Here is a 12,536-nt window from a genome sequence, read left to right on the forward strand (position 1 = left end):
GTGGTCCCCCGTGGTGTCGGTACTGGCTGCCTCAGACGGCGAGCGCCTGGGCGCGGCGCTTCACCTCCGTGCCGCGATTCTCGCTGAGCGCCTGCGCGGGGGTGCCGGGCAGGGTCTCGTCGGGAGTGAAGAGCCACTCCAGCATCTCTTCGTCGCTGAAGCCGTCGTCCCGCAGGAGCGTCAGGGTCCCGGACAGGCCCTTGACGACCTTGTCGCCGTCGATGAAGGCGGCGGGGACGTGCAGTGCCCTGTTCTCACCGCGGCGGACGGCGATGAGCTGGCCCTCCTTGACCAGCTGGCGCACGCGCGTCACCTCGACGTCCATCATCTCTGCGATGTCGGGGACGGTGAGCCAGGCGGGGACGAGAGCATCGATCTTCGTGTCAATCTCGGTCACGGGGTCAAGGGTAGGCGCATTGCCGGGTGGGCCGCGATGGGTCGTTGTTCGGGTGCGGCGCGGTGGGGGCTGGTCGCGCGGTTCCCCGCGCCCCGTGCGGGGCGCCGTTCAGCCGTACGTCGCATCCTTCAAGGGGCGTCCAGGGTCCGCCAGTGCCTCGGCGTCCATCTGGCGCCCCGCCTCGATCAGGCGGCGGCCCTGGGCCAGGTCCCGGGGGCGGCCTACCGCCAGGAGGGCGACCAGGCGGTTCTCGCGGAGCCAGCAGACGCTCCAGGACGGGCCGGCCGGGTCGCCGCGCCAGATCAGGTGGTCGGCGGCGGCGTGATGGCCGGCGTACTGGACGAAGCGGCCGAACTGTTCGGACCAGAAGTACGGCACCGGGTCGTAGACGGCGTCGGTCTCGCCGAGGATGTTGGCGGCGACCGTGCGCGGGCCCTGGAGGGCGTTGTCCCAGTGGTGGATCAGCAGGCGCTCGCCGTAGCGGCCGGACGGGAAGGACGCGCAGTCGCCGACGGCGTAGACGTCGGGGACGTCGGTGCGCAGGCGGTCGTCGGCCAGCACCTCGCGGTGGGTGCCCAGCTCGATGCCGGAGCCGGCCAGCCAGGCCGTGGCGGGGCGGGCGCCGATGCCGACCACGACGGCGCCCGCGGGCAGCCGTGAGCCGTCGTCGAGCACCACCGCGCCGGGTTCGACGCCCGCCACGCGCGCGTGCGTGCGCAGGTCGGTGCCGCTGTCCGCGTACCAGGCGGCCATCGGCGCGGCGACCTCGGCGGGAAGCGCTCCCGCGAGCGGACGGTCGGCGGCCTCGACCACGGTGACCGCGCAGCCGGCCTCGCGGGCCGCGGTGGCGAACTCGGCGCCGATCCAGCCGGCGCCGACGACCACGATGTCGTGCTGCCGGGCCAGCACGGGCCGCAGCCGCTCGGCGTCGTCCAGGGTGCGCAGCAGATGCACGCCGGGCACGCCCTCGGTGCCGGGCAGGGTGATCGGCTCGGCGCCGGTGGCGAGGACCAGGACGTCGTACGGCACCGGTCCGGTCCCGGTGTCCAGCTCGCGGTCGGCGGTGCGCACGCCCAGGGCCTCGCGACCGAGCGCCAGCTCGATGCCGAGCGCCTCGAAGTCGACCTCGAAGGCGGACCCCTCCGACTTGCCGAGCAGTACGGCCTTGGAGAGCGGCGGCCGGTCGTACGGCTGGTGCGGCTCGGCGCCGATCAGCGTGACGGTCCCGGTGAACCCCTGCTCGCGCAGGGCGACGGCGGTCTGCACCCCGGCCATGCCCGCGCCCACGACGACCACGCGCCGCGTCTGTGACGTGCTCCGTCGCTGCGTCTGCTCGCTCACGTGATCACCATAGACAAGAACGATAGACAACTGACAAAGAGTCAGTCAGGGGCGCGACGAGTGACCTGTTCCACAGCACTCTCCGCTGCGCTGTCCGCCGCACTGGCCACAGCGCCGCCCGAGGCCGTCTTACAAGGGCGGAGCCCCGCGGGCTAGGGTGGCGGGGAAGCACACGCGGGAGCCCGGACGCACCGGGCTGAGAGGGAGGCTGGCGGCCTCCGACCGTACGAACCTGATCCGGGTCATGCCGGCGAAGGGAGGGGCTGGACGCCCATGTCCTCACGTACGTCCGACGTCCTCGTCATCGGGGGCGGCATCATCGGCCTGGTCACGGCCTGGCGGGCGGCCCAGCGCGGGCTCGCCGTCGCCGTGGTCGACCCCGCGCCCGGCGGCGGTGCCGCGCAGGTCGCGGCCGGGATGCTGGCCGCGGTCACCGAGCTGCACTACGGCGAGCAGACCCTGCTGGGGCTCAACCTGGCCTCCGCGCGCCGCTATCCCGCCTTCGCCGCCGAGCTGACCGAGCTCACCGGCCACGACCTCGGCTACCGGCGGTGCGGCACCCTCGCGGTCGCGCTGGACGCCGACGACCGCGCCCATCTGCGCGAGCTGCACGCCCTCCAGCAGCAGTCGGGCCTGGAGTCCGAGTGGCTGTCCGGGCGGGAGTGCCGGCGCCTGGAGCCGATGCTCGCGCCCGGTGTGCGCGGCGGGCTGCGGGTCGACGGCGACCACCAGATCGACCCGCGCCGGCTCTCGGCCGCGCTGGTGGCCGCGTGCGAGCGGGCCGGGGTGGTGTTCCACCACGACTGGGCCGAGCGCCTGGAGGTGGCGCGGGAGCGGGCCACCGGTGTCCGCACCCGCGCGGGTGACACGTGGGGCGCCGGGCAGGTGGTCCTCGCCGGCGGAAGCCTGAGCGGGCGGCTCGCGGGCGTGCCCGACGACGTGCTGCCGCCGGTGCGGCCGGTCAAGGGGCAGGTGCTGCGGCTGACCGTGCCCGCCCCGTACGCGCCGTTCCTCAGCCGGACCGTCCGGGCCGTGGTGCGCGGCGGGAACATCTACCTGGTGCCCCGGGAGAACGGCGAACTGGTGGTCGGCGCGACCAGCGAGGAGCTGGGCTGGGACACGGCGGTCACCGCGGGCGGCGTGTACGAGCTGCTGCGCGACGCGCACGAGCTGGTGCCCGGGATCACCGAGCTGCCCCTGACCGAGACCCGGGCCGGGCTGCGCCCCGGCTCCCCCGACAACGCGCCGCTGCTCGGGCCGACCCGCCTCGACGGACTGCTGCTGGCCACCGGCCACTACCGCAACGGGGTGCTGCTCACGCCGGTCACCGGAGACGTGATGGCCGAGCTGCTGACCGGCGGCGAGCTGCCGGCGGAGGCCCGTCCGTTCACACCGAGGCGCTTCGGCCCGGTTTCCGACGTACTCGTGGAGCAGACCGCATGAACATCTCCGTCACCATCTCCGTCAACGGGGAGCGCCGGGAGATCGCCCCGGGCACCGCTCTCGACTCGCTCGTACGGTCCCTCACGGTCGCGCCCTCCGGGGTGGCCGCGGCCGTCAACGAGACCGTCGTACCGCGCGGGCAGTGGGCGACGACCGGGCTCGCCGACGGCGACCGGGTGGAAGTCCTGACCGCCGTGCAGGGAGGCTGAACGCCATGGCCGACGATCCGTTCGTCCTCGGGGGTACGACGTTCTCCTCCCGGCTGATCATGGGTACCGGGGGTGCGCCCAGCCTGGAGGTGCTGGAGCGGGCGCTCGTCGCGTCCGGGACCGAGCTGACCACGGTCGCGATGCGGCGGGTGGACCCGGGGGTACGAGGGTCCGTGCTGTCGGTGCTCGACCGGCTCGGGATCCGGGTGCTGCCGAACACGGCGGGCTGCTACACGGCCGGTGAGGCCGTACTGACGGCCCGGCTGGCGCGGGAGGCGCTGGGGACCGATCTGGTCAAGCTGGAGGTCATCGCCGACGAGCGGACGCTGCTGCCGGACCCGGTCGAGACGCTGGACGCGGCGGAGACACTGGTCGACGACGGGTTCACGGTGCTGCCGTACACGAACGACGATCCCGTCCTCGCCAGGAAGCTGGAGGACGTGGGGTGCGCCGCGGTGATGCCGCTCGGGTCGCCGATCGGGTCCGGGCTCGGGATCCGCAACCCGCACAACTTCCAGCTGATCGTCGAGCACGCGCGGGTGCCGGTGATTCTGGACGCGGGGGCCGGTACGGCGTCGGACGTGGTGCTGGCGATGGAGCTGGGGTGTGCCGGGGTGATGCTGGCGTCGGCGGTGACGCGGGCGCAGGATCCCGAGCGGATGGCTCACGCCATGCGGGCCGGGGTGGAGGCGGGGCGGCTGGCCCGGCTGGCGGGGCGGATTCCCCGCCGGTACCTCGCGGAGGCGTCCTCTCCTGCGGAGGGCCTGGCCGTGCTGGACCCCGAGCGCCCTGCCTTCTGAACGCCGGTCCGCTCCCGCCTTCGCTCCCACCCACGCACCGCCCGAAACTGTTCGCTGGAAGGCCGGGCTCTCCCGTGGGGGCCGAGCGCCGTCGGCGGCTGCGGGACGGGGGGAATGTATTTCAGCCAGGTGCAAAGCGTCACAGGTGCGCTGCAGTCACCCGGGGAAAGCGGTCTCACCTGTGGGGGTGTCAGCCGGTGCTCGTACACTCGCTGGGTGGATACGACCCTTCAGGACCCCCTTGTCGGGCAGGTGCTCGACGGCCGGTATCGCGTCGACGCGCGGATCGCCGTCGGCGGGATGGCCACGGTCTACCGGGCCCTGGACATCCGGCTGGACCGCGTGCTCGCGCTGAAGGTGATGCACCCGGCGCTCGCCGCCGACGTCTCCTTCGTCGAGCGGTTCATCCGGGAGGCCAAGTCCGTCGCCCGGCTGGCCCACCCGAACGTGGTCCAGGTCTACGACCAGGGGGCCGACCGGTCGTACGTGTATCTCGCCATGGAGTACGTCGCCGGCTGCACCCTGCGGGACGTGCTGCGCGAGCGCGGCGCGCTGCAGCCGCGGGCCGCGCTGGACATCATGGAGCCGGTGCTGGCCGCGCTGGGCGCCGCGCACCGGGCCGGGTTCGTGCACCGGGACATGAAGCCCGAGAACGTGTTGATAGGGGACGACGGGCGGGTCAAGGTCGCGGACTTCGGGCTGGTGCGGTCCGTGGACTCCGTCACCAGTACGACCGGCGCCGTGCTCGGCACCCTGTCGTACCTGGCGCCCGAGCAGGTCGAGAACGGGACCGCCGATCCGCGGGTCGACGTCTACGCGTGCGGTGTCGTGCTGTACGAGATGCTCACCGGGGAGAAGCCGCACGACGCGGACTCGGCCGCGGTGATCCTCTACAAGCATCTGCACGAGGACGTGCCGGCGCCGTCCGCCGTCGTGCCGGGGCTCGCCCACGAGCTGGACGAGCTGGTCGCCCTCGGGACCGCCCGCAATCCCGCGGTCCGGCCGTACGACGCCGTCGCGCTGCTCGCCCTGCTGCGGGAGGCGCGGAGCAGGCTCGGCGCCGAGCAGCTGGACGCCGTACCGCCGCAGGCGCTGGCTCAGGCGCACGACATCGCCGAGGACCGGACCAGTGTCATACCCCGGTCGCTGACGGTGCCCCGGCCGCTGCCCGTCAACGAGGAGGACGAGGGGGTGCTGCGGACCAGCAGGTTCGAGGCGCCGCCTGTACCCGACCGGCGGCGCGGGGGCCGTCGGTCCCGGCGCGGGCTGCTGACGCTGGTCGTCGCCGCGCTGATCCTCCTCGGCGCGGGCACCGGCGTCTGGTACATCAACTCGGGGCAGTTCACCAAGGTCCCGCCGCTGCTGTCGAAGACCGAGGCCCAGGCCACCGCGCGGCTGAAGGAGGCCGGGCTCGACGTCGGGTCGGTCGAACACGCCTACAGCGACACGGTGAAGCGGGGCACGGTGATCAGCACCGACCCGGAGGCCGGCAAGCGCATCCGCAGCAACGACTCGGTGACGCTCACCGTCTCGGACGGCCCCGAGACGGTGGCCGTGCCGGACGTGCAGGGGCGGACACTGGCCAGGGCCAGGCTGCTGCTCACGGCGGACGGGCTGGAACCGGGCATGGTGACCCGGGAGTTCAGCGAGGACGTGGCCAGGGGGACGGTCATCTCGACCGATCCGGGGGCGGGGAGCAAGCGGCACGCGGGGACCGCGATCGCGCTCGTCGTCAGCAAGGGCGCCCCGGTCGACGTCCCGGACGTCACCGGCGACGACCTGGACGACGCCCGGCAGGAGCTCCAGGAGGCCGGGCTGAAGGTGACGGTGTCCGCCACCGAGGTCAACTCCGAGTACGACCAGGGGCAGGTCGCCCGGCAGACCCCGGCGGGTGACGCGCAGGCCGCCGAGGGCGACACCGTGACGCTGACGCTGTCCAAGGGCCCGGAGCTGGTCGAGGTGCCGAACGTGCTCGGGGCCACCGTGGACGATGCGACCAAGCTGCTGGAGCAGTCCGGCTTCCAGGTCAAGGAGGACCGCGGGCTGCTCGGGCTGTTCGGCAACACCGTGCGGAAGCAGTCGGTGGACGCCGGCGAGCAGGCGCCCAAGGGGTCGACGATCACGATCACCATCCGCTGACCGGGCGCCGGCGGCGCCGTGACACCCTTGACGGGTGAAGAGTCAGCAGTCAGGCCCCGCCCGCAACCCCGTCGGCGGCCACGTCCCGGTGGCCGGCGGTCTGCACTCCGTGGGGCTGTCCTACGCCCGTGAGCTGAAGGCCGAGACCGTGCAGGTCTTCGTCGCCAACCCGCGCGGCTGGGCCACCCCGGCGGGCAGCCCCCGGCAGGACGAGGCGTTCCGCGCGGCCTGCGCCGAGGAGTCGATCCCGGCGTACGTGCACGCCCCGTACCTGATCAACTTCGGTTCGCACACCGAGGCGACCGTGGAGAAGTCGGTGGAGTCGCTGCGGCACTCGCTGCGGCGCGGCCGGGAGATCGGGGCCCTGGGAGTCGTCGTGCACACCGGCAGCGCGACCGGCGGGCGGGCCCGGGACGTGGCGCTGAAGCAGGTGCGGGCACGTCTGCTGCCGCTGCTCGACGAGCTGACCCACGACGACGACCCGTTCCTGCTCCTGGAGTCCACCGCCGGACAGGGCTCCTCGCTCTGCTCGCGGACCTGGGACTTCGGCCCGTACTTCGAGGCACTGGACGCCCATCCGAAGCTCGGTGTCTGCCTGGACACCTGCCACGTCTTCGCCGCCGGGCACGACCTGACCGGGCCGGGCGGGATGCACGGGACGCTGGACCTGCTCGTGTCGACCGTCGGCGAGGGGCGGCTGAAGCTGATCCACGCCAACGACTCGAAGGACGTGGTGGGCGCGCACAAGGACCGGCACGAGAACATCGGCTCCGGGCACATCGGCGAGGACCCGTTCCGTGCGCTGATGACCCACCCGGCGACCGCGGGCGTACCGCTGGTCATCGAGACGCCCGGCGGCAAGGAGGGGCACGCGGCCGACGTCGAGCGCCTCAAGCGGCTCCGGGAGAGCTGAGCCGGGCCCTCGCCCGCGGCTCAGAGTTCCGGGCCGTCCCCCGGTCCCTCCTGGTAGGAGTAGCGCTGTTCCTTCCAGGGGTCGCCGATGTTGTGGTAGCCGCGCTCCTCCCAGAAGCCGCGGCGGTCGGCGGTCATGTACTCGATGCCGCGGACCCACTTGGGGCCCTTCCAGGCGTACAGGTGGGGGACGACCAGGCGGACCGGGAACCCGTGCTCGGCGGTAAGCAGTTCACCGTCCTTGTGGGTGGCGAAGAGGGTGCGCTCGGCGGCGAAGTCCGCGAGGCGCATGTTGGAGCTGAAGCCGTACTCCGCCCAGACCATCACATGGGTGACATCGGGGGCGGGCGGCGCGAGCTCCAGGACGGTCCGGGCCGGGATCCCGCCCCACTCCGCGCCGAGCATGCTGAACTTCGTCACGCAGTGCAGGTCCGCGACCACGGTGGCGTACGGCAGGGCCGTGAACTGCTCGTGGTTCCAGACGTGCGCGTCCCCGTCGCCGGTGGCGCCGAAGATCCGGAACTCCCAGCGCTCGGGCCGGAACTTGGGCACCGGGCCGTAGTGGGTGACCGGCCAGCCGCGCTGCAGTCGCTGTCCCGGCGGAAGCCCGGCTCCCGCGGTTTCCCGAGACGCGCGCTCCACCGGATGACCCATGCCTTCCATCCTGACAGACCACGGACGGTGCATCTGACCAGGCAGACCACCCACGGATCAACAAATCGGGCAACTGGCTCCAAGTATGCACTTACTTACTAAGTCAACACTTACTGGACGATCTTCTACGCCGGTGCAATCATGCGCCGCAAACACCCCAGTCCGTGGAAGGAGCCTCTGCGATGCAGGGCGACCCCGAGGTCATCGAATTCCTCAACGAACAGCTCACCGGTGAGCTCACCGCGATCAACCAGTACTTCCTGCACGCGAAGATGCAGGAGAACTTCGGCTGGTACAAGCTCGCGAAGTACACCCGGCACGAGTCGTTCGACGAGATGAAGCACGCCGAGGTGCTCACCGACCGGATCCTGTTCCTGGAGGGGCTGCCCAACTACCAGCGGCTGTTCCACGTCCGCGTGGGGCAGACCGTCAAGGAGATGTTCGAGGCCGACCGGCAGATCGAGGTGGAGGCGATCGACCGCCTCAAGCGCGGGATCAAGGTGATGCGCGAGAAGGGCGACATCACGTCCGCGAACATCTTCGAGGACATCCTGAAGGACGAGGAGCACCACATCGACTACCTCGACACCCAGCTGGAACTGGTGGAGAAGCTCGGCGAGGCGCTCTACATCGCGCAGATCATCGAGCAGCCGGAGAGCAGCTAGGCGCTCCGCGGGAAGGGCCGAGGCAGGTCGTCGGCCGTCTGCGGGCCCGTCACGGCCGGTCGCGCCCCCGCGGCGGAGCCGCCGTTGGACACAGCCCCGCGCCCTTCGGGGCTCAGGGCCGTGAGCACCGGCTTGCCCTGGTCGGCGAGGTCGCGGCGTGGGCAGTTGCCGCGGCCGAGGATCGCCTGGATGCGGCGGACGCACGAACCGCAGTCCGTACCCGCCTTGCAGGCGGACGCTATCTGGCGGGGGGTGCAGGCACCGTCCTCCGCGTGCTGCTTGACCTGCGCCTCGGTCACTCCGAAGCAGCTGCAGACGTACACGCGGATTCACCTCCCGCCGGGATCGATCAGTGGTGCCGCCCCGATGGATCGGTGAGGCAATCCTAACCTTACCCATCACCCGGCGAGCGCAAAAGTGGGGTGGGGCGCGGATCGTATGTGATCCGCGCCCCACCCCCCTGTGAGGCCGCCCTACTGGTCGCGGTACATCTCCGCGACGAGGAACGCCAGGTCCAGGGACTGGCTGCGGTTCAGCCGCGGGTCGCAGGCCGTCTCGTAGCGCTGGTGCAGGTCGTCGACGAAGATCTCGTCGCCGCCGCCCACGCACTCGGTGACGTCGTCGCCGGTGAGCTCCACGTGGATGCCGCCCGGGTGGGTGCCGAGCGCCTTGTGGACCTCGAAGAAGCCCTTGACCTCGTCGAGCACGTCGTCGAAGCGGCGGGTCTTGTGGCCCGAGGCCGCCTCGAAGGTGTTGCCGTGCATCGGGTCGGTCACCCAGGCCACGGTGGCGCCCGAGGCGGTGACCTTCTCGACCAGCTCGGGGAGCTTGTCGCGGACCTTGTCGGCGCCCATCCGGACGACGAAGGTCAGCCGGCCGGGCTCCCGGTCCGGGTCGAGGCGGTCGATGTACTTCAGCACGTCCTCGGCGGTCGTCGTCGGGCCGAGCTTGAGACCGATCGGGTTGCGGATCCTCGAGGCGAACTCGATGTGCGCCCCGTCCATCTGCCGGGTGCGCTCACCGATCCACACCATGTGCGCGGAGACGTCGTACAGCTTGCCGGTGCGCGAGTCGACCCTGGTCAGGGCGGACTCGTAGTCCAGCAGCAGCGCCTCGTGCGAGGAGAAGAACTCGACCGTCTTGAACTCCTCGGGCTCCGCGCCGCAGGCCCGCATGAAGTTCAGCGCGTTGTCGATCTCGCGGGCGAGCTGCTCGTAGCGCTGGCCGGACGGGGACGACTTCACGAAGTCCTGGTTCCAGGCGTGCACCTGGCGCAGGTCGGCGTAGCCGCCGGTGGTGAAGGCGCGCACGAGGTTCAGCGTCGAGGCGGAGGCGTTGTACATCCGCTTCAGCCGCTCGGGGTCCGGGATCCGGGCCTTCTCGTCGAAGTCGAAGCCGTTCACCGAGTCGCCGCGGTACGTCGGCAGCGTCACGCCGTCGCGGGTCTCGGTCCCTTTGGAGCGCGGCTTGCTGTACTGGCCGGCGATCCGCCCCACCTTCACCACGGGCACCGACGCGGCGTACGTCAGCACGGCACCCATCTGGAGGAGGGTCTTGAGCTTGTTGCGGATGTGGTCGGCGGACACCGCGTCGAAGGCCTCGGCGCAGTCGCCGCCCTGGAGGAGGAACGCCTCGCCCTTGGCGACGGCCGCCATCCGGGCGCGCAGCTGGTCGCACTCGCCCGCGAAGACGAGCGGCGGATACGACTCCAGCTCCGCAACGACTGCGCGCAGAGCCTCGGGGTCGGGGTACTCGGGCTGCTGCGCCGCGGGCAGGTTTCGCCAGGTGTTGCCAGCACCGAGGCTGGTCTTAGCGTTCACGGTCACCTCGTAAACATTACGGGGTCGTGTCGCCATGTTTTCCTCCCGCTCGACTGGTGAGACAGAGTGATTGTCCTGTGGACAGGGCGCTCGCTGGGGTATGGTTCCCCGCATGTTCGCGCATTCGACCCAGAACTGGTGGTGGACCGCTTCTCCGGCGGCCCACTGACTGCGCGTACGCAAGACTTCGCGAAGGCCGCCCGGAGGGGCGGCCTTCGGTGTTTCCGGGGCCGTTCCTCCCTCACCCGCCGCACCAGGCAGAGGAACCATGGACCTGACCCAGCTGCTCCACGACGACCGTCCCTTCGCCCTGCTCCGCCGCCGCACGCCCGGCCACGAGGGGGACACGGTGGAACTCCTCCTCGGCCCGGTCACCTCCCGTGACCGGCTCGCCGACCTGCCCGAGGAGGGGCTGGCGCTGATCCCGTACCGGCAGATCAGGGAACGGGGGTTCGACGTGCGGGACGACGGGACACCGCTGCTGGTCCTGACCCCGACAGTGGTATGTCACATTCCACTCGACGAGGCGCTCGCCGCCCTCCCCTCCCACCACGTCCACGTCGAGTCCGGCGCCTTCGACGTCGACGACGACGCGTACGCGGAGATCGTCGACCGGGTGCTGCGCGAGGAGATCGGCCGCGGCGAGGGCGCGAACTTCGTGATCCGGCGGACGTACGAGGGCGAGATCCCGGGCTTCGGACGCGCCGACGCGCTGGCGCTGTTCCGCCGGCTCCTCGAGGGCGAGCGGGGCGCGTACTGGACGTTCGTGGTGCACACCGGGGACCGGACGCTGGTCGGCGCGAGTCCGGAGGTGCACGTGCGGATGTCCGGCGGCACGGTGGTCATGAACCCGATCAGCGGCACGTACCGCTACCCGGCCGAGGGCCCCACCCCCGAGCACCTGCTCGGCTTCCTCGCCGACGGCAAGGAGATCGAGGAGCTGTCGATGGTCGTCGACGAGGAGCTCAAGATGATGTGCACGGTGGGCGACATGGGCGGTGTGGTCGTCGGGCCCCGGCTGAAGGAGATGGCGCACCTCGCGCACACCGAGTACGAGCTGCGCGGCCGGTCCTCGCTGGACGTGCGGGAGGTGCTGCGGGAGACCATGTTCGCGGCGACCGTGACCGGGTCCCCGGTGCAGAACGCCTGCCGGGTGATCGAACGGCACGAGGTGGGCGGGCGCGGCTACTACGCGGGGGCGCTGGCGCTGCTCGGCCGCGGCTCCGGCGGCGGCCAGACCCTCGACTCCCCCATCCTGATCCGTACCGCGGACATCGACGCGGACGGCAGGCTGCGGGTCCCCGTCGGCGCCACCCTGGTACGCGGCTCGGACCCGGCGGGCGAGGTCGCCGAGACGCACGCCAAGGTGGCGGGGGTGCTGGCGGCCCTCGGGGTACGGCAGGCCCGGCCGCGCGCGGAGCGGACGGGGCCGCGGCTGGCCGACGACCCCCGGGTGCGGGCCGCGCTGGACGGGCGGCGGGCCTCCCTGGCGCCGTTCTGGCTGCGGATGCAGGAGCGGACCGGGGAACTGGCCGGGCACGCGCTCGTGGTCGACGGCGAGGACACGTTCACGGCGATGCTCGCGCACGTGCTGCGGGCCGGCGGGCTCGACGTCACCGTCCGGCGCTACGACGAGCCGGGGCTGCGGGCGGCCGTGCGTGCGCACGGGGGCCCGGTGGTGCTCGGCCCCGGGCCCGGCGACCCGTCCGACCTGGACGATCCGAAGATGCGGTTCCTGCGGGAGCTGACGTCGACCGTGATCCGCGAGCACCGCCACGGGGTGCTGGGCGTCTGCCTGGGGCACGAGCTGATCGCGGCGGAGCTGGGGCTGGAGATCGTCCGCAAGGAGGTGCCCTACCAGGGGGCGCAGACGGCCGTGGACCTGTTCGGGCGGCCGGAGACGGTCGGCTTCTACAACAGCTTCGTGGCCCGCTGCGACGAGGAGGCGGCGCGGGAGCTGGCGGCGCACGGGGTGGAGGTGAGCCGGGCGGAGAACGGGGAGGTGCACGCGTTGCGGGGGCCGGGGTTCGCCGGGGTGCAGTTCCATCCCGAGTCGGTGCTCACGCTGAACGGGGCGGTGATTGTCCGCGAGCTGGTGGGTCAGTTGCGCGGCGCTGGAACCGTTCAGGCTTGAGTTGCGGGTGCGGGTGCGGGTG

Annotated in this window: 13 protein-coding genes and 1 riboswitch; of the genes, 8 read left to right on the top strand and 5 right to left on the bottom strand. The window is 72.0% G+C overall.

Features of this window, described 5'->3' with window-relative positions; translation table 11 throughout:
• Positions 1 to 31: 31 nt before the first annotated feature.
• Complete coding sequence (locus tag AB0D74_RS08045) at positions 32 to 397, bottom strand: Rv2175c family DNA-binding protein (RefSeq protein ID WP_362581705.1); 366 nt, start codon at positions 395 to 397, stop codon at positions 32 to 34.
• Between the two features lie 108 nt (positions 398 to 505).
• The gene (locus AB0D74_RS08050; protein WP_362581707.1) at positions 506 to 1,738 is read right to left on the bottom strand and encodes an FAD-dependent oxidoreductase; all 1,233 of its coding nucleotides are present in this window, start codon (positions 1,736 to 1,738) and stop codon (positions 506 to 508) included.
• A gap of 164 nt (positions 1,739 to 1,902) precedes the next feature.
• Positions 1,903 to 2,014, top strand: a riboswitch (TPP riboswitch).
• Here AB0D74_RS08050 and thiO point away from each other — a divergent pair.
• The 5 genes from thiO (at position 2,012) to AB0D74_RS08075 (ending at position 7,242) form a co-directional block, all read left to right on the top strand.
• Positions 2,012 to 3,181 (top strand): glycine oxidase ThiO, encoded by a 1,170-nt coding sequence (gene thiO / locus AB0D74_RS08055; protein WP_362581709.1) that lies wholly within the window; start codon positions 2,012 to 2,014, stop codon positions 3,179 to 3,181. It overlaps the preceding riboswitch by 3 nt.
• On the top strand, positions 3,178 to 3,390 hold the full coding sequence (gene thiS, locus AB0D74_RS08060; RefSeq protein WP_362581711.1) for a sulfur carrier protein ThiS: 213 nt from the start codon (positions 3,178 to 3,180) through the stop codon (positions 3,388 to 3,390). Before thiO ends, thiS begins: the two co-directional genes overlap by 4 nt.
• A gap of 5 nt (positions 3,391 to 3,395) precedes the next feature.
• The gene (locus AB0D74_RS08065; protein ID WP_362581713.1) at positions 3,396 to 4,190 is read left to right on the top strand and encodes a thiazole synthase; all 795 of its coding nucleotides are present in this window, start codon (positions 3,396 to 3,398) and stop codon (positions 4,188 to 4,190) included.
• 216 nt (positions 4,191 to 4,406) lie between these two features.
• Positions 4,407 to 6,329, top strand: coding sequence for a Stk1 family PASTA domain-containing Ser/Thr kinase (pknB, locus tag AB0D74_RS08070; protein WP_362581715.1), 1,923 nt, complete (start codon positions 4,407 to 4,409; stop codon positions 6,327 to 6,329).
• A gap of 34 nt (positions 6,330 to 6,363) precedes the next feature.
• Positions 6,364 to 7,242: a deoxyribonuclease IV gene (locus AB0D74_RS08075; protein WP_362581716.1), complete on the top strand. Its 879-nt coding sequence runs from the start codon at positions 6,364 to 6,366 to the stop codon at positions 7,240 to 7,242.
• 20 nt (positions 7,243 to 7,262) lie between these two features.
• Here the strand turns inward: AB0D74_RS08075 and AB0D74_RS08080 are convergent, their stop codons facing one another.
• Entirely contained in the window at positions 7,263 to 7,895 is a 633-nt protein-coding gene (locus AB0D74_RS08080; protein WP_362581718.1) for a sulfite oxidase-like oxidoreductase, read from the bottom strand.
• Between the two features lie 182 nt (positions 7,896 to 8,077).
• On the opposite strand from AB0D74_RS08080, the gene bfr reads away from it, so the two are divergent.
• Positions 8,078 to 8,560, top strand: a complete 483-nt coding sequence (gene bfr, locus AB0D74_RS08085) for a bacterioferritin (RefSeq protein WP_362581720.1) — start codon at positions 8,078 to 8,080, stop codon at positions 8,558 to 8,560.
• Here bfr and AB0D74_RS08090 read toward each other — a convergent pair.
• Both AB0D74_RS08090 and AB0D74_RS08095 read right to left on the bottom strand, forming a co-directional pair.
• Positions 8,557 to 8,883, bottom strand: a complete 327-nt coding sequence (locus tag AB0D74_RS08090) for a (2Fe-2S)-binding protein (protein ID WP_362581722.1) — start codon at positions 8,881 to 8,883, stop codon at positions 8,557 to 8,559. The genes bfr and AB0D74_RS08090 overlap by 4 nt on opposite strands.
• Positions 8,884 to 9,033: 150 nt before the next feature.
• Positions 9,034 to 10,386: a class II 3-deoxy-7-phosphoheptulonate synthase gene (locus AB0D74_RS08095; protein ID WP_362581724.1), complete on the bottom strand. Its 1,353-nt coding sequence runs from the start codon at positions 10,384 to 10,386 to the stop codon at positions 9,034 to 9,036.
• A 106-nt stretch (positions 10,387 to 10,492) separates the two neighbouring features.
• On the opposite strand from AB0D74_RS08095, the gene AB0D74_RS08100 reads away from it, so the two are divergent.
• Positions 10,493 to 10,549 (top strand): trp operon leader peptide, encoded by a 57-nt coding sequence (locus AB0D74_RS08100; protein WP_071659820.1) that lies wholly within the window; start codon positions 10,493 to 10,495, stop codon positions 10,547 to 10,549.
• Positions 10,550 to 10,648: 99 nt separating this feature from the next.
• Complete coding sequence (locus AB0D74_RS08105; protein WP_362581726.1) at positions 10,649 to 12,514, top strand: anthranilate synthase family protein; 1,866 nt, start codon at positions 10,649 to 10,651, stop codon at positions 12,512 to 12,514.
• The last annotated feature ends 22 nt before the right edge of the window (positions 12,515 to 12,536 follow it).

The organism is Streptomyces sp. NPDC048278 (assembly GCF_040652195.1).
Lineage (GTDB): Bacteria > Actinomycetota > Actinomycetes > Streptomycetales > Streptomycetaceae > Streptomyces.

Bases quoted from the DNA above. Each gene is read 5' to 3' on its own strand.
- thiS (WP_362581711.1), top strand. From the start codon at position 3,178: ATGAACATCTCCGTCACCATCTCCGTCAACGGGGAGCGCCGGGAGATC.
- AB0D74_RS08080 (WP_362581718.1), bottom strand. From the start codon at position 7,895: ATGGGTCATCCGGTGGAGCGCGCGTCTCGGGAAACCGCGGGAGCCGGG.
- AB0D74_RS08065 (WP_362581713.1), top strand. From the start codon at position 3,396: ATGGCCGACGATCCGTTCGTCCTCGGGGGTACGACGTTCTCCTCCCGG.
- thiO (WP_362581709.1), top strand. From the start codon at position 2,012: ATGTCCTCACGTACGTCCGACGTCCTCGTCATCGGGGGCGGCATCATC.
- bfr (WP_362581720.1), top strand. From the start codon at position 8,078: ATGCAGGGCGACCCCGAGGTCATCGAATTCCTCAACGAACAGCTCACC.
- AB0D74_RS08105 (WP_362581726.1), top strand. From the start codon at position 10,649: ATGGACCTGACCCAGCTGCTCCACGACGACCGTCCCTTCGCCCTGCTC.